This window comes from Vibrio spartinae (assembly GCF_024347135.1).
In the GTDB taxonomy this organism is placed as follows: domain Bacteria; phylum Pseudomonadota; class Gammaproteobacteria; order Enterobacterales; family Vibrionaceae; genus Vibrio; species Vibrio spartinae.
Window position 1 is genome coordinate 3,776,631 of the sequence record NZ_AP024907.1, and the last position, 24,334, is coordinate 3,800,964.

The following is a 24,334-nucleotide window of genomic DNA, read 5'->3' on the forward strand; positions in this document are numbered from 1 at the left end:
AAACGGCATCATTTGATGCCGTTTTTCTTGCCGCGTTTCATGTACGGCTCAATGGGACCACATGGAAACCAGCAAACCCGCAGTAATCACCATGCCGACATAATTGTTGTTCAAGAATGCTTGTAGACACAGGGTTCGCTGCCGATGTCGAATTAAATGCTGTTGATAAACAAATAGTCCGCTCACGATCAGCACACTCCAATAAAACGCGGCACTCAACTGATACATCACACCCACGCCAATCAGCATCAGTAACGTGATCAGTTGGAGAACACCAATGATCAGCTTATCAAAGTGGCCAAACAGAACAGCGGTTGACTTCACGCCGATCTTTAAATCATCTTCCCGATCGGTCATCGCATACTGTGTATCATAAGCCACCGTCCAGACCGAATTAATCAGAAAAATAAACCATACCACGCCCGGTAAGCTATTTGACTGGGCCGCCCAAGCCATCGGAATCGCCCAGCTAAAAGCCAGTGCTAAGAAAACCTGAGGTAAATGTGTATAGCGTTTCATGAAAGGATAAATAAACGCCAATACAATCGCAGCAAAAGAGAGCTGAATGGTGAGTTTATTCATCGTCAGAACCAGCGCAAACGAGAACAACGACAGAATAAGAAATAAGCCGACCGCCTCTTTCTCGGTCACGAGGCCAGCCGGTAAGGGACGCATATGTGTGCGCTGAACATGACCGTCAACATGACGATCCGCAAAATCATTAATCACACAGCCGGCAGACCGCATGAAAATCACCCCAAGAACAAATACAAACAGCACATTCAGATCCGGAATGCCTTCGGCAGCAAGAATCAATGCCCATAACGTCGGCCATAGCAACAGCAAAGAGCCGATGGGGCGATCCATCCGCATCAACTGCCAGTATGCTTTTGCCTTTGATACCGTCATTCTTTGTTCTCCTTCACATACACGGGGCGTCAGGTAAAAATAGTTCAGTGACAAGCATCGGTTGATGAGCCATCCATAGCCTTGAGCGACGCGCCCACAATACGCCATCTTCAGTGTCTACTTTTGCGACCTGTAACGCATCTCGTTGAACATCCTCAGATTGAAACACAAAATCCCCCAGTGAACTCGCTCCCAATTGAAAGAGACGATTCGATAAGTCACTCTTGTCCAGTCGCGGAATCAACGTATGACCAATCACCCATGGTGTGTTGTCTCCCGACAATAACACCTGACGGATCAGACATCGTTGAGGAGAAGACAACAAGCTTTGCTCTTGCACAGAAAGACAGGCCCTATCCACCCAGTCATGCCGGAGTACATCAACGGAGAGGGAATGGCAATAGTTTTTCATCAACAGGGAAAGCGATCCCTGTTCTTGTAACCATTGTCTAATCTTTGGCGTCGGAAAATAGAAATTTCCGCATTCTTGCCAAATTATCTGGTTTAATAGCGGTAGATAAGGCGAAACTGATTGATGCATACTACTATTTTTATGTGAATGCCTTTGTGATTGCATAATATCCTGATTAGGATATTGTTTTGAAGCGAATGTCGAAGGCTGTCAGCTTTGTTATCAACGGGTAAACTATTGTAACAAGATCAGAGCGATTCGAATATCATCAACCTTTGTCAGATTATAACATTATTATGCTGAAACGTTATTTAGCCCTCATCATTTTCATGACAGGCCTATGCACTGTCTCGCTTAGCCATGCGGCTGAGGATTCAGGCGCACCTAAACTTGCCTATTTTACGCTGGAACCCGATCTCACCACCAATTTCTTTACCAAAGGGAAAGAGCTTGGATATATTCAAGTCCGTATCGAGATTATGGTTGCCAGTAATTCAGATCTGCCGATCATCGAAAAGCATCAACCACTGATTCGCGATACGGTGGTCGAGCTGATGGGGAAACAGACCGCTGATACGATTCGCTCTCTTGCGGGAAGAGAAGATCTGAGAAAGATGTTGGTGAAAAAAATCAATGATTTGCTTTTGCCGGAAACGGGACGTTCTATCGTCGCTGATTTGCTATTTACTAAATATATTTATCAGTAAACGCCGCACAGAGGCCATCTGCTACCATCTGCTCACAAGAGACCGCCAACCTGTCCGGCAAGGTTCCACGAGTTTGTTTACCTATACGTTTACCGGGGCTCGCTTAGCTTCATACAGTCCGAGTCCCATTCCAATCAACAATCCAGCCACGTGCGCACTATTGGCAATGGGCATAAAGGGCTGCACAAAAGCAATCACTAACCAGATCAGCATGAAACCGAGTAGCGGTTTCTGAATCGATAATCCAAGTTCAGGTCGCTTCCAGCCGAACATCCAAATAAAGCCGACCAACGCATAAACCACACCGGATAAGCCACCAAACCCCGGGCCATCACTCCAATATTGTACGATCCCGGATCCGGCTGAAGACAACACCAATAGGTTAGCCAGTCTCCAAGCGCCCAAACGTTTTTCGAGATCGCCCCCCAGATACCACCACCACAACAGGTTAAAAATGATATGGAGAATAGAAAAATGCAGAAAAGCCGGTGTAACCCAACGCCAGATCTGCCAAGCGCCAGTTTGAGAGGTGGGAAAATGGAGTAGATTGAACATCGTTTGTTGCAATCCAAACATCTGAAGCACAAAAACAACGATACACAATAAGCACACGCCTAATGTCATATAACCGGCTTTGGCATAAAACAGTTGTAAAACACTTGGTGAACGGTAACGAAATAATGGTTTTTGCTTGCCGTCGGTCTGCCAAGATGCCGCACTATATTTCGGGTCTTCAGGGTGTGCTAAAAACTGCTTCAGCTCGATGTCGGTTTCATGCAAGTGTTCATCTTTGACTAACCATAAACAGAACGTTGCTTCTACGTCCGGTACCATCACAATCTCTATATGCTTTAAAGCCATATAATCGATAAATGCCTGCCCCAAACGAGGATTATCGATCGTAATCAGACGCATCATATCTCTGTCTCTTCTTCGTCGAATAGTGGGAACATTGGATGATTCACAACGTCATGTTATGCGCTCACAATGGCCATTGAGGGCGCTGATATTATGACAACGATGAGACCGGTAAATTCGCCCGATGCCAAGCTTCAAAACCACCATCAATGCTATATACCGCTTCAAACCCCTGATTAATCAAATACTGTGCCGCGCCCTGACTACTGACACCGTGATAACACATCACAAGCACCGGGTGCTCATAATCAATATCGGCCATAAACTGATTGATCGTATCGTTGGTCAAGTGAAACGCAGATTCAGCATGTGCCACGGCAAACGACTGGGGATCACGAATATCGACTAACGTTGCGCCCAGCTCTTGCATCATGTTCAGCGCCCCCTGAACATCAATATGTTGAAATTGCTCCATGATTTATCACTCCCGCACTCTATCGGTGAATCCTATTGTAACCTATTCAGGTCCTATCAATACAATCGAATCACAAGGGTTATCCATGATTGATCATTTTTTCACCATCAGTGGATAAAGCTGTGAATTGTGTTGATAAAGTAGTCAGAGTGAAAATGATCCACAAGATGTAGTGATGATCTTTATTTTACTGTGTGTAAATCTTTTGATATCCCCAAGCGAAACAATCCGTTCAGCGCTTGGTAATGACGTCTCATACACCGTAAGTCAATCATTTAAACACAGACTTATCCACAGGATGATATTGACAATACTGCACAGGTTTGGATCAAAAAATAAAAACCGGGATCGCTGGGATCCCGGTTTCTGAATTTGGTCTTGCTGAGAAAAATGAATGTCTACATTTCTCCGACAGCATCCTTCAGTTTCTTCATGGCATTTTTTTCCAGCTGACGGATGCGCTCAGCGGATACACCATAATTATCGGCTAAATCTTGTAAAGTGACTTTGGGCTCATCCAACCAACGAGACCGGACAATATGCTGGCTACGCTCATCCAGACTCGATATCGCTAACGACAGACGATGATTGGTATGCTGTTCCCAGTTGGTGCTTTCCAAGCTTTCAGCAACATCAGAATTTTTATCTTCGAGATAAAGGACCGGCGCTGAAGCTGCATTGCCTTCGTCGTCATCAACAGACATATCAAAGGTCGCATCCTGAGCCGCCAAACGAGATTCCATCTCCCGAACTTCTGACGGTTCAACACCCAGCTCTTTCGCAACCGTTTCAACTTCACTATGGTTAAACCAACCAAGACGCTTTTTCGATTTTCTTAAATTAAAGAAAAGTTTCCGTTGCGCTTTCGTTGTAGCGATTTTGACAATACGCCAGTTGCGAAGTACATATTCATGAATTTCAGCTTTAATCCAGTGCACAGCAAAAGAGACCAGACGAACACCAACTTCAGGATTGAAGCGCTTGACTGCTTTCATCAAGCCGATATTACCTTCCTGAACCAGATCTGCCATTGGCAATCCATAACCGGAATAACCACGAGCAATATGAACGACGAAACGAAGATGCGACAGAATCAAACCTTTCGCGGCTTCAATTTCACTTTTGTAATATAATCGTTCCGCAAGCTCATGTTCTTCTTCTGCACTCAGCATCGGATAACTATTCACAGAACGGATATAGCTGTCCAGGCTATCTTTTGTCAGAGCTGCCATTGGATACGTATGGTTTGTCATTCAATTCCTCATCAATTTCTGATTAAGAGTGTACTCAACCTATTTATGTAGGACTCTATCATCTTGTTGCTTACGAGTTAAGTCCAACAGATACAGATAAACAATTTTCTATCGGAAGTCAAGCTCCCACTTTTACTCACTATGCATTTCAGGAGATAAGACACGTCTTTTTTACACAGGTTCAATTTCTTTCAAATGTCGTTGTGCCGATAACTTGGCTGCGATACAGCTGAGTAATGTACCGACCATCAGAAGTAGCAAAGATTCATCCCAGCCTAATCCTAACAGACGGAACTGACTGTCGTAGAGTGTTGCAATCTGATTCACTGCACCATTGAATAATATAGTCAGCAAAGCCGTAAATAGCCATGCACTGACTGAACCGAGAAAACCAAACCACATGCCGGAGTACAGATAAGGACGCAGAATAAACACATCTGTCGCTCCGATGAGTTTCATCGTTTGAATTTCTTCTTTGTTGGCTAACACATTAAAACGTAACGTATTCCCGACAATTAAGAACACAGCGGCAAACATCAGCAATGACAAGCACACGACAACCATTGTCGCCAGATGTTCGATCGCATCCAGACGTGTCAGCCAATCTTCGTCAAGGCGCACATCCGTCACATTCTGCTCATGCTGAAGACTTTCAGCTAACTGCTTTACTTCGGATTGATTGTTCACCGTAGGCGTAATCACGATCACCCCGGGTAATGCATAATCATCCAACAGACTGATCGCTTGCTCAAACCCCGCATGTCGGCTCATTTCGGCCAACCCTTGTTGCGGAGAAATGTATTCAACCTTTTGAACGCTCGGACGCACTTCTATTTCATCTTTCAGCACCATCACCCGAGCTTCCGGCGTCCCTTCTTCAAGATAAACACTGATTTGCGAAGGCGTAGCAACATGGCTGGCAACCGAAGCAACATTTTTACTTAACAGATACAGACAGGCAGGCATCGTTAACGCCATCGAGATGACCGCCAATGTCAGTAAGTTTCCCATCGGTCGCTGCTGCCAAAGGGCCAGAAAAGACAACTTCGCCTGCTTGTAATGTATTGCCAGAAAGTGATCGCGAGGCGGACGCTTTTGTTCGCGTTTTTTCTTTGAGTTGGAGGAGGCGCGTTTGTTTTTCGGCTTAGTTGCCATAATCTTCAACCTCGCTTAAGAAACCCTGATTTAACTCGAGATGACGATACATCGGACGGGAATTGACCAGATTAATATCATGTGTAGCAAGAAGAATTGTCACACCTGCCCGGTTGAATTCCTCAAACAAGCGAAGAATCCGGTTGGATAAATCCGGATCGAGATTACCGGTTGGTTCATCAGCCAATAGCAAAGTCGGCCGATTCACCACCGCTCTTGCGATACCGACACGCTGCTGTTCCCCGCCGGAAAGCTGACTCGGCAGGCAACGCGTTTTATCCAGTAGTCCGGTTTTATCCAAAGCCGCTGAGACGCGTCTTTTGATCTCATTCTCAGAGATCGATTCAATCCGCATTGGGAGTGCCACGTTATCGAACACGCTGCGATCCATCAACAACCGGTGTTCTTGAAAGACAATCCCGATATTACGCCGTAAAAACGGAATATCGGGATTTGGAATACGTGTAATATCGTGTCCGTTAAAATGGATCCGCCCGTCAGTCGGGCGTTCGATAGCACAAATCAATTTCAGTAATGTACTTTTCCCAGCACCTGAATGCCCACCAACAAATGCCATTTCCCCACGACGGAGGTAGAAGTCGACTTTTTGTAAGGCTTGTCGTCCTCCTCGATAGGCTTTACTCACTTGCTGAAACCTGATCACTCGCTATCCCCTTCCTCAAGCATAATCCATGTTTGTTGCCCGTCTATATACTTTCTTTACAACAGTCTGTTTGCAGCATCGTCAGTTTTGAACCGCGCCAGTTTGACGATCCCAGTTTGACGATCATTATTCACAGGCATGACCTGAACGATTGATCTCACTGCTGCTATTCATCCCGACTGAACAACGCCTCAATAAACTCTTCCGTTTGGAAAGGACGTAAATCATCAATGCCTTCTCCGACGCCAATAAAGCGAATCGGGATTTTAAACTGATCAGCGATCGCAAAAATCACCCCACCTTTGGCAGTTCCATCCAGTTTTGTCAGGGTAATCCCCGTCACTGGTGCAACCTCACTGAATAATTTGGCTTGGCTGATCGCGTTCTGGCCGGTACCGGCATCTAAGGTCAGCATAATCTCATGAGGCGCCGATTCATCAAGCTTCTTCATAACGCGTACAATTTTGCGCAACTCTTCCATCAGGTTGCCTTTATTTTGTAATCGTCCGGCAGTATCAGCAATGACCACATCGACACCCCGCGCCTTGGCAGCTTCAATGGTATCGTAAATCACGGAGGCACTATCGGCGCCGGTATGCTGGGCAATCACTGGCACTTGATTACGCTCCCCCCAGATTTGCAACTGCTCAACGGCAGCGGCCCGGAATGTATCCCCGGCAGCAAGCATGACCTTTTTACCCTGCATCTGATATTGTTTCGCCAGCTTACCAATGGTTGTCGTTTTCCCCACACCATTGACACCGACCATCAGGATCACGTAAGGGGTTTTCTGCTCATCAATCACTAAAGGCTGCTCGACGTGAGAGAGAATCTCTCCCATTTCTTCTTTCAGCAAGCTGTATAATGCTTCACCGTCTTTTAACTGTTGGCGATTCGCTTTTTCTGTCAGGTTATTGATGATCTTGACCGTTGTATTCATACCGACATCGGCAACTAACAACTGCTCTTCAAGTTCTTCGAAAAGATCTTCATCGATCTTTTTCCCTTTGAATAAACCAAAAAATCCGGCACCGATATTAGCTTTGGTCCGGCTCAGGCTTCTTTTTAAACGTGTAAAAAAGCCTTCGGTCGGTTTTTCCTGTTCGGCAACTCTCACGGGTTGCGGTGCTGCCGGGACAGCGTCTGCTTCACTCGCTTCACTCGGTTCCTGGATACGATCCGTTTCCACCTCGATTTGACGTTCAGGAAGCTCTGCTACTTCACTGGCCGCGCTTTCCTCTGTCGGCGCTACATCTGTCGGTGCAACATCTGCCAAAGACTCTTCCGCCTCAGGGACATCTTCACCAACATCGCTATCGGTCGTTGTTTCAGTCAGATCATTTTTTTCATTGGGAGTCTCATCATCACCAAAACCAAGCCATGACAGCAGGCCACGCTTCTTTTTTTCTGTCATCTGGAAATATCCTAGATTTATTCATCGCTTCAAAACGTTATAATACCAGTTCTACTGATGACGTCATTGGTATCATACTTTTCTCAGAATATTGATATGCTCAAGAAAAGAAAAATGACAAAGCCGTGAAAAATCTAAACTCAGGCTGTTAAACTTCATCATGCTTCAATTCGTACCTTCACCCGTCTGCAACAACACAGGCCGGGCGGCTATATTAACACTTTATTTTCGGTCAAAAAATCATGGGAAAACATCGTCAGCCAAACCAGTCACAAAAAAAAGACAAATCAGGCTTTATTCGGATTATTAGTGGATTGTGGAGAGGCCGAAAACTGCCGGTTCATGATGCTGAAGGTCTCAGACCCACCACAGACAGAGTCAAAGAAACCCTGTTTAACTGGCTGGCGACCGATATCCCTCAAGCCCGTTGTCTCGATCTGTTTGCCGGCTCAGGGAGTCTGGGCTTCGAAGCGGCATCACGTCAGGCTGAACACGTGACGATGATTGAGAAAAACCCAGCCGCATTTCAGCAACTCAAGAAAAATCAGCAGGCGCTGTCAGCAACGCAACTCCAAGTCATTCAGAGCGATACGCTGCTTTATCTCGCCCAAACGCCGCCAGAAAGGGCCTACGACATTGTGTTTATCGACCCACCGTTCCGACAAGGGCTACTAGAGGATACACTCCGGTTACTGGAGAGCAACCAATGGTTACACGAACAGGCAATGATTTATATCGAGAGTGAAAAAGAATGGCCAGTCGCCGCCATTCCTGCATCTTGGCAACTCTACCGAGAAAAAATTGCCGGACAAGTTTGCTATCGCTTATACCAAAAAGCCCCTTAAAACGGGGCTTTTCCAATGGCGGGCCTGAAACAGACTCAGCCTGCCACATAACTTTTGATGCCATCCAAAAACATCTGCGTTGAAACCATCACCAAGAGTAATCCCATCAAACGCTCGGCTGCTTTCAAACCTCTTTCGCCTAAAATCCGGTGGAAAAAGTCATAAAACATCAAAATAACTGAAGTGCCGGACCATGCCAGAAAAACAGCCAACGCCAACTCTGGTAAGTCATTTGGCGATTGTGTAGAAAATACCAGTAACGATGCGATCAAAGACGGACCGGCAATCATCGGAACAGCCATCGGTACGATAAAAGGTTCTTCGCCAGCAGCCAGACCCGTAATTGAACCGGCACTGGGGAAAATCATCTTAATGGCAATGATAAACAGAATCACACCGCCGGATATACTCAACGTCTCCGGTGCCACTTTCAGGAAACCAAGGATGTTTTTGCCGGCAAACAGGAAAATCATCAGAATGAGTAGTGCAAAACACAATTCCCGGATCAACACGATGCGTCGTCGTTTCGGGTCGAGGTGTTTTAATATCGCAAGCACGATAGGGAGGTTGCCAAGCGGATCCATGATCAAAAACATCATGGTCGCGACGGAAATAATTTCCATACTTACATCTCAGACGGTTCAGTAAAAAACGGAGTATAACAACCTGCAAGCAAGATTTCGACGTCCGAATGAGCTCGTCGGAATGCTCTGTATTCGGTCACTTCCATCTGTCAGAAGCACCCAAAGAATCAACTCAGGGATACGCTGGCAATATCGCAACAACAAGCAGACATAATGCCACTAAAAACCCGCAGGTCGTGACTAAAGAGAGTTGATTCACCTTTTTTTGACCGGGATAAACCATGACCCGAAAAAACACGACAAACCATAGCGTGGCACCGACAGAAGCTTCCAAAGCACTCCAACTGCGAGCCTGAAGCCACCAGCCACTGGCAGACCAAATCAGCCCGAGTAGACCCGTGCCTAAAACAGCAACAACGGTCATTCGTTTATCGATATAAGGCAGGAAAAGCAAATAGAGAACAATACCAAGCGCGATCAGGGTAACCGGCAACCACCACTGGATCGGAGACAAAATATGTTGCCAAAAGGCCAAGCTGAAAGCGATGCAACTCAATAGGAAAGCGGAAAAAGATAAGCGAGATTTAGTTTTCCCGACAAAAGACCAAGTAAAAATCAGACAGCAACATAATGCGACTGAACTCCAGACAATTGAAGCACGCCATTCTGACGTAAGGCTCCACATCAAAACCAGTAATACTGTGGTACAAATGAGCCCCAAATAAAAAGAGAGTCTGTTTTGGTGACCGACATGGCTTTCCTGCATACAAGCTACCTTCGTGTTGAACAGCTGCTAGTTTATAGCCGTTTTATGAGAAATCCACCGATGACGTCAAAAACTTGGATCTGGGTAAAGAAGTAAACCTGCACGATATAAAAACCGTAAAAATCCGCTAAAAAACCATAAAAATGACGAGAAATGAATGAACCCTAATTTTTAGCAAAAAACCCCAACAAACAGATAAACATTTAACCCGTTTTAAATGTCACAAGCAGAACACCTTAAGATAAAAACACCATTATAAACAATTATTTAAAATAAAACCTCAAAAAATAAAAACACAAGTTAAAATTCGGGCATAACCGATAAAAAAACACATCAGACCACTGAAAAATGACGTTCACGACGTTCAATTTGATAACCACTGTCAAATGCATCGATAAATAGACCGTTTTCTTGCTTAAAAAGCCCCATAAAAACCATAGAACCACCTAAACAACCAAAACCAACAAGGCTATATAACAACCACCCCTCAACAGTAATATTATAAATAAAAATCAACAAGTTAAATAACATTTTATAGCTAAATATCGATATAGAACAAATAACAAACAAACAAAACCAACATTAAAACCAGCCACAAACCGTATCTAACGCATCATAAACATAGTTTTTCAAAGATTTTACAAAATAAATTTGATCAATCATGAAAAAATGATATTCTGTATAAATATTAACAACTAAATTTTAGGAGCAGTGTGTTATGATCACGCCATCGCAAAAGCAGGGACTTGTCATGATTGCAGTTATTCTCGGCCTTATGACACTGCCTCTGTTTTATTGACATCTTGATAAACAAAAAGGGACGCTAAAAAGCGTCCCTTTTTGTTTATCAAATGATTCATTCAAATAACTTCGCAGATACAAACTCCCAATGGATGTAATAAACACCGAGAGCAATCATCGTCATCACCATCATCACAGAGATCGCTGCACGCCAGATAAAGCGACCACTCCTTGGCATTAACTCTTTCATACACTCATCATAAGCATCCAAAAATGCTTCACAATCGTCTAATTGATAGTCGGTTTCATGCATTAACTTGTTCCGAACCGTCGCGATATATCTCAATTTTTTGATAACATCATGCGGTAATCGATTTTCACAACTCGAGATCAGTTGATGCAACCCTCGTCCTTCTGCGTGATATTGAACACGAAGGAGATGTTCCAGTTTTCGTGTTCTGATAACAACTTTTTCAATCTCTGACATGGCAATCCCCTCGATTTCTCCTGATACCCAGAGAACCTATGATGCTGACATTATGGCAACAACCAGTGAGTCAACCGGAAACGAGCACATACCCAACTCATCACCAAAGCACCGATATAGCTCATTATAATCCATAATGGAATCACCCAAAGCGGATGCCCCGATAAATTTAGCTCAAAATGATGCATGGGCCATAAAACCAGCGGATGCAGGATGTAGATCCCCAAACTATAGCGGCTGGTAAAGCGTATCACTTTTTGCCACATCGGAGATAAGCGCTCCCCCCAGTGTCGGCACATGACAAAAATCATCCCTGCAACCACAACGGTATTGATCGTTTTGTAGGAAAGCCAGCGCTTGACGGTATATTCCCCCGCTTCCACACTCAGATGAATCACCATATACGCGGTTACCATCAAGCCAATACTTCCCAGCAGCCCCCAAAGCCAGACATGAACCGCTTCCCGGGACAGATAATATCCGAACAGCAGATAACCGGAGTAAAGCCATAATGAATAAGACCAAAACCCATTCCAATAAAACAAATACGCGACTGAACTGAAAATCCATAGCAACAGATAGCCTTGCGTAAACCATTCATATCGTCTGACAGCCCAGTGAAAGAAAGGGATTAAAGCGTATAACGGGATAAAGTAATAAAAGAATCCAAGATGATAGTAGGTCGCTTCATGGGGCATCTCGATGAGTCGTTCCTTGACATTATCCCAATCAAAACCAGTCGCATCCCACCCGGATAAATAGGCATAGAATACGGACCAGATCAGAAACGGAATCACGACTTTCATGACTCTGCGCTGAAGATAGTATTTCCCGTCGAAAGGACGGGCATCACTGATAAGAAGCGCACCAGAGACCATGATAAATACCGGAACGGCCCACCGGCTGACACTATTTAAACCGGCAGCAACCACCCAGTGCTCAAAAGGAATCGCACCGTATTGATGACGAAATGGCCCCAAGACATGAATACCGACAACAAACAGTGCAGCCAAAGAACGCAGTAAATCGAAATAGAAAACCCGACTGGGACTCATCTTGAATCTCTCCTCTTATCTTGTCGATGACTCTAGCGAGATTGTCCTGTCAGATACAACAATCTATGGTTATCTTTTATTCAAGCTTATGTCAGAAATTCATTTTGATAGGAATTACCAATTAATAAAATCAACTTAACCGAATTTATTTCATTGTTTGGCCGACGTATGATGAACGGGAATTAAACAGAATTCAGCAATAGATGGAGTGTCTTATGAAAACGAATGTTATCGGCTTAGACAGTACAACGAGCCAAAAACTTGCCACATCTTTAAATCAACTCCTTGCCAACTATCAGGTATTTTACATGAATGTCAGGGGTTACCACTGGAACATTAAAGGGCCAGAGTTTTTTGAACTTCATACCAAGTTTGAAGAGATCTATACTGAACTACTGACTAAAATCGATGAAGTCGCTGAGCGAATTCTGACGTTAGGAAGCACACCGCTGCATACCTTCAGTGATTATGTAGCATGCTCTGAAATTCAGGAGCATAAGCAAGCTTCACAGGCAAAAGCAACGGTTGAAGGTTTAGTACAGGGGTTCGGAACGCTGGTAAAACAGCAACGAGAAATTTTAGGGATTGCAGGTGATGCAAGCGATGAAGGAACCGCAGCATTGATGAGTGATTACATCAGAGAACAAGAAAAACAAATCTGGATGTTTAACGCTTGGCTACAGTAAAGTGATTGGTTTTCGAACTCGCGTATCACACCCAAGCTAAATTCTGAGAACGTTCTATAACTATCGGTCTGAGGGATGGCGGTCTGAGAGATCGACGGTCTGAGGAGTCACACGATATATTGAGCATTGTTACTCCAACACAATGCTTCATGGAGTGACAGACTGACTTCCTCAACCGATAGGCCGATTTTTGCGCTCTCCGTTTCAATGCCATGCCAGTCACCTCGTTCAAAATATTCCTGAATCGTCAGTAGGTCGCCAAAAGCACCTTTGCGCTTCGCCAGCGCTTCTTTCGCTAATTCAGGTAATGGTAACTGTTCCATTAAATCATCAATGGAAACGTCCAGAATGGCATCGAGCACAGAAAACAGACCGATCATAAATGCCTGCCCTTTCAACTCATGAAAAACGTCATGGGATGACATCAACTGACAAAAATGAGCGCGCTGGAGCGATAAACGATAGAGTTCTTTCGGCTTATCCACGGCAATGTAAGATGCAACGGTCAGAGATACAAAAGACTTGAGTCGGTCTTGACCTAAATAGATAAGCGCTTGGCGGAACGAGGAGATGCTGACACAAAGGCGATCTGAAAGTGCATTCACAAAACGTAGTAGTTTATAAGACAAAGTCACATCTTGTGAGAGGATTTCTTCAACTCGGTCAAAATCCACTTCGGGCCGACAGACTTCAATAAATAAATTCATTGCAGTCAGGTATTCTGGAACCACATAGCGCTTTTTCATCACCTGTGGCTTTCTAAAATAATAACCTTGAAAAAAGGAGAAGCCGGCAGCTTTGGTTTGCAGAAACTCTTCTTCCGTTTCTACCCGCTCCGCAAGAAACCGACACTGACATTTCTCGGCAATTTTTTCTTGGACAAACTGACAAGCTTCATCCACACCCAAAGCCATAATATCCAGTTTGACGATATGAACATAAGGGAGAAAGCGTTCCCACGCTGGTGAATAGACGAAATCATCGAGTGCCAGTAAATAGCCGTGGCGATGTAAATCACGGATAACATAGTATAACTCATCGGTCGGTTCACAAGTTTCCAATACCTCGACGACAATCCGGTGCTTGGGCAGCGTAAAGGGAAGGCGACGAATCAGACTTTTATAGGGAAAATTGATAAAACAACGCGCTGACCGTCGCTCAGATATTCTGCCAACTGCCAGGAAGTTTTCAGCGATTAAACGATAGGTTGCCCGCTCTGAACTGATGTGAGATGGAAACGCATTCATTTCTCCGTCACGAAAAAGTAATTCGTAGCCTAGCGTGACGCCTTTTGCATTAAGAATTGGCTGACGAGCAACATATGTATATCGCATTTTTCGAACCTAGGCTTTTGCCACAGCCAATAAAGCACCACAACCCAAAAATGCAGATCCAAACACCTTATTTAAACGACGCATCACAAACTCCGAGCGCATATATCGTCTGAGCTTCGCAGCAAGCGAAGTATATGTCAGCATCACCAGTGTATCGATAAACATGGTTGTGACACCTAAAATAATGAGTTGAATCATCTGAGGGCCTTCCGGTTGAATAAATTGAGGGAAAAGTGCCACCAGAAAAACAATTGATTTCGGATTGGTTAAATTGATCAACATCGATTTACGTAACATAACCCAAGGTTGATGCGAAGTCTGTGATTCAGTTGTAAAAGACGTGCTAGTATCGCGCCATTTTTGGATTCCCAACCAAACCAGGTAAGCAACGCCAACCCATTTAATGATGCTAAACGCAAGCACTGACTGAGCCACCAAAGCACCGACACCAACGCCAACCAACAAGATATGAAAGCACAATCCCAACTGTAGCCCTGCAACCGCAAACAAAGACCTGCGGATACCGTAATTGAGACCATTGCTGATAGAATTCACAGTGCCAGAACCGGGAGCCAAACTGAAAATAATTGCCGTGGCTACATAAGCAAGCCAGACGTGTAGTTCCATGGGAATTCCTCTATAATAAAGACACTTAACGCAATACGAATAGTTCTCATACTATCAGCAATCAGTTGGATTATGAATCAACATAAAATACTGACCTTCCCTTATACGCAAGAGTTTCTCTTTGAGCAAGCCGTCAGCACCGATATTTCAACTTTCTGGCAGGAGAGACAGGAGGGGACACTCCGTACCTTTGATCAAAAGCGACTCTACTGGTGCCGCTTCACTCATCCCGATCATGACCAAATGATATTGATTGCAAACGGACGCATAGAGTCCGTGTGGAAATATCAGGAGCTACTCTACGATTTATTTCACCAAGGGTATGATGTTTATACGTATGATCACCGCGGACAAGGGCTGTCTGAGCGACTTAGCACTGACAAGCAAATCGGCCATGTCGGTAAGTTTCATGACTATGTTCGTGATATGGAGACCATCCTTGCCCAAACTTTAGCAACCAAAACTTACCGGGCCCGTTTTCTCCTCGCCCACTCGATGGGGGGCGCAGTCGTCACGCGCTATATTCAGACCCATCCAGAGCATGGCTTTGATGCCATGGCATTAACCGCACCGATGTTCGGAGTCCACATCCCCTACTTACTGCGTCCGATTGCGCTCCCTTTGACTCAGATTTTGTCTGCACTAACATCTGAGCCGAAATATGCACCGGGCTATCAGGGATACTTGTCTAAACCGTTTGAAAATAATCCGTTGACCCATAGCCAGACAAGATATCGCTGGTTCAGACAGCTGTATGATAATCATCCTGAATTAAAATTAGGCGGGCCCAGTGCGCAGTGGGTCTGGCAAAGTCTCATGGCAATCAAACAATGCCATCAACTGACGCGGCAAGTCACGCTGCCCACGCTGATCGTACAAGCGGGAGAAGACAGAATCGTCAGTAATCATGCCCAGGATTTGTTCTGTCGCAAAGTCGCGAAAACCAACCCACACAGCGCCTGCCTTAAGATTGAAGGTGCAAATCATGAGTTGTTATTTGAAAGCGATCAATATCGGATACCCACTCTGGATGCGATTCTCCGACACTTCTCATCCCATCGCTCAGCCTGATTTGCCCATTGATGACAAGTTTGGTAACAGAATAGCCGGCAGCAATAAAAGAGGAAAACTGATAAGCTAGATTTTACCCTCTTTTTCCCCTTTATATTTTCGTAAAATAGTCAATAAAGCAGTTTTGCATTTCATTTTTTCACATGAGGATTTTATGACGTTGACCAGCAAAGATATTCGTATTGTTGCTTCTGATCTTGATGGTACATTACTCGCTCCAGACCATAAGTTAAGCCCATTTACTAAGAGCACACTGAAAGACCTCCATCAGAAAGGGTATACATTTATCTTTGCAACCGGACGTCATCATATTGATGTGGCAGGTATCCGTGAAATTGCAGGTATCCCTGCGTTCATGATTACCTCGAATGGTGCCCGGATCCATAGCCCGGATAATCAGCTGATGTTCAGCCGTAATGTCCCAAAAGAGTTGGTTCAAAGCCTGATTGATCTCTGCAAAGATGATCCGGATATCTTCATTCATATATACCACGATGATCAATGGCGACTCAGCGCGATCGATGAAACGATTCGACAATATCACAATGAATCTGAATTCACGTTTCAGATGTTTGACCCGGAAAACCCACCGTTGGATAATGTCGCAAAAATTTTCTTCACGCACAGTCAGTCCAGCCACGATGCGCTGGTGCGCTATGAGAAAATCCTCAATCAACGTTTCGCAGGGAAAGTGACGATCGTATTCTCCAGCGCGACGTGCCTTGAAGTTATGGGGCCGGATATATCAAAAGGCCATGCATTACAAGTGGTTGCCAATTCACTGAATCATACATTAGACCACTGTATCGCATTTGGTGACGGGATGAATGATATTGAAATGTTGTCGATGGCAGGCCGGGGGCTGATCATGGAAACCGCACATGAAAATGTCTTCTCCGCCTTGCCACAGACTGAGCATATCGGTAGCCATGCGGATGATGCTGTCGCCCACTATCTACATCAACACTTACTGTAGTTCACACGTAACGCTTCCTCCGCGCATCCGTTATCTATCCGATCCACCAGCAATCGATATTCGATAGTGCTGGTGGTGAATGTCCGACAGTCGGGATTGAATATAACGACAGAGTGATATCGCTCAGTTGACGGATATCGGTATAGTCGTTTGCACAAAGTGACTTGCGTCAACCGATGCCGCTCGGTTTTCGCCCCCCATCGTCGGTAACTCGGTTGACACGGCGAAGTCAGGCGCCAAAGTATAGTGTTTCAGCGCCATCATCGGTTGCTCAATGATCTGCACCAGCAGTTGTTCAAACCGCCTTGCCAGACGCTGAGGTGAATAGCGGATTGACCGATACGCAATCAGCACATCCAGAGATTCTCCGGGGGTCACGAAAACGGTCAGTGGCAAATGAGTATAACCTCGGTTTTCCATCGCTGTCAGTTTCATGCCATGGTAATCGATGCTAAACCAATGATCATAATTCGGATAATTATCCACAGACAACATGGTATCAAACCAACACGCCTCTCCCGTCAGTTGCTCGATCTCATCCAACCCCAACATATCGTGTTCACACAGATGAATCTGTTCCGACTGAACGTCTTTCAGTTGTTCAATCAATGGACGATTTGGCTGGAGTCGCATCCGGACGGGAACCGTATTGGTAAACAGACCGACATAAGATTCGATGCCTTCAATGTCACAAAGACGTCCCGAAACCGGTGAACCAAAAATAACATCTTCACATCCGGAGATATCACGCAAGATCATTCCCCACACCCCTTGCATCAACGAATTGACGGTTAAACCATTGTGTTGGCAGAGCGTCATCAGCTTCTGCGTCATCAGAGGTGATAACTGAAAAGATGCATCTCTGACCTGTGCTGACGGTGATTCACCTTGATAGAGAAGGGTTGGTTGCGCGCCAGCCAATGCCTGTGACCACGCTTGTCTGGCGACAGATTTATCTCGTGAAGCTAATTGTCTAATCACGCTGGCATAACGATCAGGACTTTGCGGTGTGACCAACCCCGTAGCCTGAACATAAGCCTGAAGCAGATCGCGTAGCAAAATCGGCATTGACCACCCGTCAATAACCAAATGGTGTTCAGATAAAAACAGCGTATGCTGATTGTTATGGTGATGCACTAATACGGCATAAAGTAATGGCTGGCGGGTATCATCCATATCAAAGGGACGTAAGATTTCCCGGGACTCAATGGTGGCCAGCACGGCATCTTGCTCCTCACTCGGTAATTCATTGAGAGAACAAATTTCCAGCGGCCATAAGCTGCTTCCTTGTTCCACTGCCGCCACTGTAATTTGGGGCAGCACTTGAACCGCTTGATCTAAAATATGAACGTCAAAACGAGCCAGTAATTGTGGGTGGCGTAATACAACACAATCGAGCGCTTGCTGTAAGCGTTGCACATCCATGTCACCGACGAACTGCATCTTTGTCAGGGCGTTATAGTTGCTCTGTTGCCCGCGGGTACGGGCATGAGACAGCAGACCATTCTGAACCGGTAAAGTCGGAATAATGTCACGAATTGCACCATATTCAGCCGTAAATTGTGCCCGAACATCATCACTCATCCGGAGCGGGACTGCGGAATCATCCACATGCGGCACACGGGTGTGCTGATGGTGATCAATTTGCAATGCTATTTTTTCCAGCGTCTTTTCCACAAAGATATCTTTGACCTTCAAAATGTATCCTTGCTGACGTATCCGGTTAACCAAAGCCATTGCCGAGATGCTATCACCACCGAGTGAAAAAAAGTCATCTTCCGCAGAGATCACCGAGACCCCGAATAATGACTGCGCTTCCTGACACAATAGTCGTTCGATATCAGTCTGCGGTGCACGACCAATCCGTCGGGTCACCGACAGCGGCATCGCAGCCAACGCTTTGCGATCAATCTTACCGCTCGCATTAATCGGCATTTCATCAAGGATCTCAATCACCGAAGGAACCATATAGTCAGGCAGAACTTGCGCAAGAGCCGCCGATAAACACTCCTCATTGCGTTGACAGGCATGCTCAGGCGTCAGCACACAAAACCCGATCAAGCGGTGCGTTCCAGCAAAAGGCTCTGCGACAACGACAGCCTGAGCAACACCTAGCTGCACTGACAATGCATTTTCAACCTCGCCCAGCTCGATTCGATAACCCCGGATTTTCACCTGATCATCACAACGTCCGATAAAAGCAAGTTGCCCCTTTTCAGACCAACGCACTAAGTCTCCGGTCCGGTACATCACCTCACCGGCAACAAATGGATCCGCGACAAAGCGTTCTGCGGTCATACCGGGTTGATTTAAATATCCCTGTGCCATGCCCGCCCCGGCAAGATAAAGCTCTCCTACATACCCTGTCGGCACCGGTGTCAGTGTTTCGTCTAATACATAAGTCCGCGTATTGGCGATGGGGCGGCCGATCACTGGGGTATCATCCGCTTTAAAACTGGCACTGACCGCATCAACCGTATATTCCGTTGGCCCATAGAAGTTTTCAACCATCAGCGCAGGGTACTCTCTCACCTTCTGCCACAATTTATGCGGTATTGCCTCACTTCCGACCAAGACGAGCGTCGGCACATGCGACATCGTCATCAGTCCGGCTTCCAACATCTGATAAAACAACGACGGAGACAGATCTAACGCGTCAATTTGATCGTGTTCAACCAACCGGGTCAGTTCAAACGCATCCCGACGTTGTTCATTTGAATAGAGATACAGTGTATGTCCGTGAATCATCCATAAAATTTGTTCCCAAGACGCATCAAAAGAAAAAGAGGTGGTATGTGCAGCCCGGACCACAGGGCAATCGCACGTTTGCTTCAACTGCGACAACGTCCGTTCAAAAATCGTCTGTCGATGAGACAGCGCGAGATTCAGTAGTGCGCCATGATGGTTTAAAACCCCTTTCGGCTTGCCGGTCGAACCGGATGTAAAAATAATATAAGCCGTATCCTCTCTCTGCGGGGCGGGATAATCGGAGGGAAAGTCTTCCCCGGCGCACAGCAAGGTCGCGAGCCGCCATTGTAGTATGGTGGGCCGTGGTGTGGTGGATTCTCGTTTGGTAGATTCTCGCTTAATAGATAGCGACGAGGTAGACAGCGACGAGGTAGATAGCGACGAGGTAGATAGCGACGAGGCAGACAGCGGCTTGGTGACATGCTGCATCGCTTGTTGCAAACCACACGATGGATGCTCATCGAACAGCACACCCCGGGGACGCGCCTGTTCCAGAATCGCCTCAATTCGTTCTTGAGGGTAATCCGGATCAATCGGGAGATACACAGCACCGCACTTCATCACGGCCAAAAGCGCAATCACCGCCATCCCTGTTCTTGGCAGAGCGACGCCAATGACATCGCCATGACGGACGCCAGCTTGCAGGAAGTTGGCAGCAAGTGTATTAACCTGTTCATGCAGTTGCGCGAACGTCCATGATGTCTGCCCGTCGCACAATGCCAGTCGTGCTGGCAATGATTCAACTTGCTGCCCCAGCAGGTCAAGAATGGTTTGATACTCATTCGGAAGCGCTAATGTCGCACCGGTAGACCAAGGCTGGATAGCGAGTTTCGCTTGCGGTGTACGTGCTGCGAGGCCACCGGCCGGGTTCAATGGGAAGGTACCCGGCTCCGTATCTTTGACAAAATCAATATCTTCTGGCTGTCTTGCGGCCTGCGACCATTGTGCCGGCGATTGATCGATCATATTGCTCATAGACATAGCGATAATTCCTTCATGAATTCAGCCCGGAGAGATGACCATGCTGCCAGTTTTGTTCGACATAACTGAGACAGTCAGATTTATCTTTCGGACCGAAGATCGCTTGCCAACCTTGAGGAACCGGACTAAATTCCGGCCACAAACTGTACTGACCACGGTCATTGGTCAGTACCAGAAATCGATGATTCACATCATCAAATGGATTGGTATATTTTTTATCATTCATTATGTTTAAGCCACCCTGCCAACTAAGGGAAATATTCATACTTTGTTTACATCAGGCATCTCGTTCAATCGGTATCAATGTTACGAGTGCGTCTTCCAGAAACAGATAATGTCCATGACAAAACTGTATTCCGGTCTGTTGCTGAAGTATTGGGGAGAGTTCAAATGTGAAATGTGAATACTGCGGCTCAAGCGAAATCAATTGCGCATCATGGAAGTCAAGGTAACGTTTTACTAAAGGATAAAGCGCCTTAAACAGGCTCTCCTTGGCAGAAAACATCAAAGACATAAACTGTGCTTTATGCCAATCGGTGACATCCTGAAGCCGGATTTCCTCAGGCGTGACGATCATTCTTCCGATCGACTCGCAGAGTGTTTCATCCATGATGTTTTCGACATCAACCCCGATTGATAACCGCTCCGCTTTCGTCGCCACAGTAGAGATAGCCGTATCATCCGTATGTGAGATGGAGCCGATAAATCCGTCAGGCCACAGCGGTGAACGATGCTCTCCGATTCCGACCCAAGGTTCAGATGCGCCTCGGTGCAGCAAGGCATATTTTGCAGCAATTCTGCCGGCAACAAATTCTGCTTTTCTTTTGCTGACCGCCCCGAGCAGGGACTCAGGTAAGGTGATGCCTTCTTGTGCTGCCCCTGCCGTATACTGATCACGCACATAGCGATTCATAAAAAGCATCTGTCCACCCAAGCATAATTGCTTTTGCCAGATCAGAAATGTCATCACTTATCTTCCCTAAACTCGTTCATCATATGTGCAAATCAATTGAAAATAGGTCTCAAACAATGGAGTAAGCCACCCCCATCCGGGCACTCAACCTTGTCTGCCAAAGCAAACATTCATGATTATTTTTCTGGATCTCTCGTTAATACTTGCTTCACCGTTGCACTGCAACAGCAGCTATTAGCATACAACCAATGCACGTATAAACTCCAATATAAATCCTCTTAACTCACAGCAAAGATCGCATTATTTCCTATATTTCTGACTCATATAGTGTTAATTCACATGATAACAGACCGTTATCAGACTGTTATCCATAAGCAAATTGATGAATCAGAATCGTTAAACGTGAATTAAACGTGAATGTATTGATGGCCGATGCATGAACAATAGACAGGCGGTGAGAGCCGCGTATGGGTGAGCGGATTTCAACGCAGGGAAAGTATTGCCAACCACTCCGCTTCAGTGACTGGCATAATGGAAAGCCGGTTGCCCTGTTTCACCAAAGGCATCTGCGTCAGTTCGGGCATTGTTTTCATAACAGCGAGGGGAATAATCCGCGCCATTTGGCTGACAAAAGCAACATCAACCATTACCCAACGCGGGTTTTCCGGGGTTGATTTGGGATCGTAAACCTCGCTGGCGGGGTCAAATGCAAAGTGATCAGGATAGGCTTCACGGACCACCTCAGCAATACCAGCTACCCCAACCTGTTTACAGGATGAATGATAGATCAGGACCTGATCCCCACGACGGACTTGATCGCGCATCATATTACGCGCTTGATAGTTTCTGACGCCTTCCCAACAAGCGCGCTGCTGCACGCGTAAAGTATCAATTGAAAAAGTATCAGGCTCTGTTTTAAATAACCAATATGCCATAATGTTATGCTGTCGCTATACGAGACGATGTCTAATCCGGTTAAGGTAAGGAAGATATACCATGAAGCCCTTGAAAATTCTAATATTCAGCTCATTGATGTTACTCTTGCAAGCCTGTACATCATCAATGGTGTCTTCTCCTTCCGATCACGTTACGCTGGGGCAATCGGCAGAGATTCAGCTCCCGCGAATCATGTTCCGGGGTCAGCTCGTGATTGGCCCGCAAACCAGCTCATTCACCCCCTGTAACAGTAACCAACAATTTCTATTGACGCTGTCGGCACAACAATATCAGACACTGAGTCAACAGGTCGCCTCACCTTATCAATCGATCTACGGCGAAATCATTGGTTTCCTGACTGCGCCAAGTCAGACAGGTTACAACGCTGACTTCAGAGCGCGATTGATTGCTCATCAGATTAACTATGTCTCACAGGATGCCGTCAAAGGCTGTAGTCAGCCAGTACAAAGCACCGAGACGCAGGGACAAAAACCGCCCTGGCGTGTTCGTATGACATCACCAGAGACCTTGGCGGTTAAATTTGGCAACTCATCACCTCAGCAGTGGCCCGTTAAACGGGTGAACCACACCGAAGAACATCGTGTGTATACAACACCTCAGGGAACGCTGACACTATCACCATCAGTCTGCCAACTGAATCATCAGGCCTTATACGGCTGGATGGCAACCTTCAACACTCAGAAAGGCCGATACCGGGGCTGTGCCCGACTCGGCAATCAGGATCCGTCCACAACATGGATCGCGACCTATCATGCAAGCTCAACCCGACAAGACAACTTTTCTGTGACATTGACGCTAAAGGCGGATCACACCGCTCGAACACTTTATCGTTATCAAAATGATCCGGTTCCCATTGTCGAAACTGGCTTTTGGCAGGCACTGAATGCCGATCAGATTCAGGTGGTCATGACCCAACATCAACAGCAATACCTGCTCTCCCAACGGATTTTCACACGCAAGGGCGATCAAATTCACGCCCCCAAAGAACAAGTCGGGCAGCAGATCTATCATATCAATGAGGGCGGGTTAACCCTGTACCGGAGTGAGCCATGAAAGTGAATCAACAGCCGGAACAATTACCGACCCCATGCCCCGGCTGTGGTTTGGTCTATCAGTGCATTTGTCAGGCCATTCCCCGTTGCGCGAGTGGCATCAAGCTGTCCTTGCTGGTTCATGAACGGGAGATCAATCGGGCAACCAATACCGGACGCTGGCTCGTCCATGCACTGCCGCAGTGTCAGTCATACCTCTGGCAACGCAAACAAGCCGATGTGCAATTCCAACAACAGTTGGACGATCCCCGATTTTTTCCGGTGCTGCTATTCCCGGCTCCCGACGCACTTACAGCGGATGAACTTTGCGCTCAAATATACACTGAGCACAAACCTCAGACTCAAGCGCACGATCATCAACCACAGCAACCCGTGCCACATTTCATTTTGCTCGACGGGACTTGGCAAGAAGCGCGGAAGATGGAAAGAAAGAGTGCTTGGCTGGCAGCACTGCCCCGCATGCAGATCACGCCAAATACAACCTCATCTTACCGGTTGAGACGCAACCAACAGCCTGACTCACTCTGCACATTGGAAGTCGTAGCCGCCCTGCTCGAACAACGCGGTGAGACCAAGGATGCTCAGGCATTAAACGATTTTTTACACCTGTTTATGGATGCCTTGCAAGCGGATAAAAACCGCGCTCCGGGACGATAGGTTCAGC

At 46.1% G+C, this 24,334-nt stretch carries 26 protein-coding genes; 7 read left to right on the forward strand and 19 right to left on the reverse strand.

What is annotated here, in order from left to right; translation table 11 throughout:
- Positions 1-48: 48 nt before the first annotated feature.
- On the reverse strand, positions 49-909 hold the full coding sequence (gene ubiA, locus OCU60_RS16795) for a 4-hydroxybenzoate octaprenyltransferase (protein ID WP_074374725.1): 861 nt from the start codon (positions 907-909) through the stop codon (positions 49-51).
- A 13-nt stretch (positions 910-922) separates the two neighbouring features.
- A complete protein-coding gene (locus OCU60_RS16800) occupies positions 923-1,486 on the reverse strand; it encodes a chorismate lyase (RefSeq protein ID WP_315972120.1) in 564 nt (187 codons plus the stop codon).
- A gap of 131 nt (positions 1,487-1,617) precedes the next feature.
- Between OCU60_RS16800 and OCU60_RS16805 the strand changes: the two genes are divergently transcribed.
- Complete coding sequence (locus OCU60_RS16805) at positions 1,618-2,028, forward strand: flagellar basal body-associated protein FliL (protein ID WP_074374723.1); 411 nt, start codon at positions 1,618-1,620, stop codon at positions 2,026-2,028.
- An 81-nt stretch (positions 2,029-2,109) separates the two neighbouring features.
- Here OCU60_RS16805 and glpG read toward each other — a convergent pair whose 3' ends face one another.
- From glpG to ftsY, 6 genes are all read right to left on the reverse strand, one after another.
- Positions 2,110-2,946 (reverse strand): rhomboid family intramembrane serine protease GlpG, encoded by an 837-nt coding sequence (gene glpG, locus OCU60_RS16810; protein ID WP_074374722.1) that lies wholly within the window; start codon positions 2,944-2,946, stop codon positions 2,110-2,112.
- A 91-nt stretch (positions 2,947-3,037) separates the two neighbouring features.
- The gene (gene glpE, locus OCU60_RS16815) at positions 3,038-3,361 is read right to left on the reverse strand and encodes a thiosulfate sulfurtransferase GlpE (RefSeq protein ID WP_074374721.1); all 324 of its coding nucleotides are present in this window, start codon (positions 3,359-3,361) and stop codon (positions 3,038-3,040) included.
- 398 nt (positions 3,362-3,759) lie between these two features.
- Positions 3,760-4,614: an RNA polymerase sigma factor RpoH gene (rpoH, locus tag OCU60_RS16820; RefSeq protein WP_074374720.1), complete on the reverse strand. Its 855-nt coding sequence runs from the start codon at positions 4,612-4,614 to the stop codon at positions 3,760-3,762.
- Positions 4,615-4,785: 171 nt separating this feature from the next.
- Positions 4,786-5,769, reverse strand: a complete 984-nt coding sequence (ftsX, locus tag OCU60_RS16825) for a permease-like cell division protein FtsX (RefSeq protein ID WP_074374719.1) — start codon at positions 5,767-5,769, stop codon at positions 4,786-4,788.
- On the reverse strand, positions 5,759-6,433 hold the full coding sequence (gene ftsE, locus OCU60_RS16830; RefSeq protein ID WP_074374718.1) for a cell division ATP-binding protein FtsE: 675 nt from the start codon (positions 6,431-6,433) through the stop codon (positions 5,759-5,761). Before ftsE ends, ftsX begins: the two co-directional genes overlap by 11 nt.
- Before the next feature lie 166 nt (positions 6,434-6,599).
- A complete protein-coding gene (ftsY, locus tag OCU60_RS16835) occupies positions 6,600-7,847 on the reverse strand; it encodes a signal recognition particle-docking protein FtsY (protein WP_074374717.1) in 1,248 nt (415 codons plus the stop codon).
- Positions 7,848-8,089: 242 nt separating this feature from the next.
- Here ftsY and rsmD point away from each other — a divergent pair, with 242 nt between their 5' ends.
- Entirely contained in the window at positions 8,090-8,692 is a 603-nt protein-coding gene (rsmD, locus tag OCU60_RS16840) for a 16S rRNA (guanine(966)-N(2))-methyltransferase RsmD (protein WP_074374716.1), read from the forward strand.
- A 35-nt stretch (positions 8,693-8,727) separates the two neighbouring features.
- Here the strand turns inward: rsmD and OCU60_RS16845 are convergent, their stop codons facing one another.
- From OCU60_RS16845 to OCU60_RS16865, 5 genes are all read right to left on the reverse strand, one after another.
- Positions 8,728-9,315, reverse strand: coding sequence for a YhgN family NAAT transporter (locus OCU60_RS16845; RefSeq protein ID WP_074374715.1), 588 nt, complete (start codon positions 9,313-9,315; stop codon positions 8,728-8,730).
- A gap of 133 nt (positions 9,316-9,448) precedes the next feature.
- A complete protein-coding gene (locus OCU60_RS16850) occupies positions 9,449-10,042 on the reverse strand; it encodes a lysoplasmalogenase family protein (RefSeq protein WP_074374714.1) in 594 nt (197 codons plus the stop codon).
- 333 nt (positions 10,043-10,375) lie between these two features.
- Positions 10,376-10,561 (reverse strand): hypothetical protein, encoded by a 186-nt coding sequence (locus OCU60_RS16855; protein ID WP_139302157.1) that lies wholly within the window; start codon positions 10,559-10,561, stop codon positions 10,376-10,378.
- A 337-nt stretch (positions 10,562-10,898) separates the two neighbouring features.
- On the reverse strand, positions 10,899-11,270 hold the full coding sequence (locus OCU60_RS16860; RefSeq protein WP_074374712.1) for a DUF4145 domain-containing protein: 372 nt from the start codon (positions 11,268-11,270) through the stop codon (positions 10,899-10,901).
- Positions 11,271-11,320: 50 nt separating this feature from the next.
- Complete coding sequence (locus tag OCU60_RS16865; RefSeq protein WP_074374711.1) at positions 11,321-12,325, reverse strand: acyltransferase; 1,005 nt, start codon at positions 12,323-12,325, stop codon at positions 11,321-11,323.
- Between the two features lie 215 nt (positions 12,326-12,540).
- Between OCU60_RS16865 and OCU60_RS16870 the strand changes: the two genes are divergently transcribed.
- The gene (locus tag OCU60_RS16870; protein WP_074374710.1) at positions 12,541-13,011 is read left to right on the forward strand and encodes a Dps family protein; all 471 of its coding nucleotides are present in this window, start codon (positions 12,541-12,543) and stop codon (positions 13,009-13,011) included.
- A gap of 107 nt (positions 13,012-13,118) precedes the next feature.
- Here the strand turns inward: OCU60_RS16870 and OCU60_RS16875 are convergent, their stop codons facing one another.
- Positions 13,119-14,345 (reverse strand): EAL and HDOD domain-containing protein, encoded by a 1,227-nt coding sequence (locus OCU60_RS16875; protein WP_074374709.1) that lies wholly within the window; start codon positions 14,343-14,345, stop codon positions 13,119-13,121.
- 9 nt (positions 14,346-14,354) lie between these two features.
- Complete coding sequence (rhtB, locus tag OCU60_RS16880) at positions 14,355-14,972, reverse strand: homoserine/homoserine lactone efflux protein (protein ID WP_074374708.1); 618 nt, start codon at positions 14,970-14,972, stop codon at positions 14,355-14,357.
- A 72-nt stretch (positions 14,973-15,044) separates the two neighbouring features.
- On the opposite strand from rhtB, the gene OCU60_RS16885 reads away from it, so the two are divergent.
- Both OCU60_RS16885 and OCU60_RS16890 read left to right on the forward strand, forming a co-directional pair.
- The gene (locus OCU60_RS16885) at positions 15,045-16,043 is read left to right on the forward strand and encodes an alpha/beta fold hydrolase (protein WP_074374707.1); all 999 of its coding nucleotides are present in this window, start codon (positions 15,045-15,047) and stop codon (positions 16,041-16,043) included.
- A 154-nt stretch (positions 16,044-16,197) separates the two neighbouring features.
- Complete coding sequence (locus OCU60_RS16890; protein ID WP_074374706.1) at positions 16,198-17,019, forward strand: Cof-type HAD-IIB family hydrolase; 822 nt, start codon at positions 16,198-16,200, stop codon at positions 17,017-17,019.
- Between the two features lie 123 nt (positions 17,020-17,142).
- Here OCU60_RS16890 and OCU60_RS16895 read toward each other — a convergent pair whose 3' ends face one another.
- From OCU60_RS16895 to OCU60_RS16910, 4 genes are all read right to left on the reverse strand, one after another.
- A complete protein-coding gene (locus OCU60_RS16895; RefSeq protein WP_074374705.1) occupies positions 17,143-20,748 on the reverse strand; it encodes a non-ribosomal peptide synthetase in 3,606 nt (1,201 codons plus the stop codon).
- A 13-nt stretch (positions 20,749-20,761) separates the two neighbouring features.
- On the reverse strand, positions 20,762-20,974 hold the full coding sequence (locus OCU60_RS16900) for an MbtH family protein (protein WP_074374704.1): 213 nt from the start codon (positions 20,972-20,974) through the stop codon (positions 20,762-20,764).
- 51 nt (positions 20,975-21,025) lie between these two features.
- A complete protein-coding gene (locus OCU60_RS16905; RefSeq protein ID WP_074374703.1) occupies positions 21,026-21,715 on the reverse strand; it encodes a 4'-phosphopantetheinyl transferase family protein in 690 nt (229 codons plus the stop codon).
- Between the two features lie 428 nt (positions 21,716-22,143).
- Positions 22,144-22,596: an EVE domain-containing protein gene (locus tag OCU60_RS16910; protein ID WP_074374702.1), complete on the reverse strand. Its 453-nt coding sequence runs from the start codon at positions 22,594-22,596 to the stop codon at positions 22,144-22,146.
- A 61-nt stretch (positions 22,597-22,657) separates the two neighbouring features.
- Here OCU60_RS16910 and OCU60_RS16915 point away from each other — a divergent pair, with 61 nt between their 5' ends.
- Both OCU60_RS16915 and OCU60_RS16920 read left to right on the forward strand, forming a co-directional pair.
- Positions 22,658-23,671, forward strand: coding sequence for a hypothetical protein (locus OCU60_RS16915; RefSeq protein WP_083602754.1), 1,014 nt, complete (start codon positions 22,658-22,660; stop codon positions 23,669-23,671).
- Positions 23,668-24,327 (forward strand): tRNA-uridine aminocarboxypropyltransferase, encoded by a 660-nt coding sequence (locus tag OCU60_RS16920; RefSeq protein ID WP_074374701.1) that lies wholly within the window; start codon positions 23,668-23,670, stop codon positions 24,325-24,327. The genes OCU60_RS16915 and OCU60_RS16920 overlap by 4 nt, the downstream gene beginning before the upstream one ends.
- The last annotated feature ends 7 nt before the right edge of the window (positions 24,328-24,334 follow it).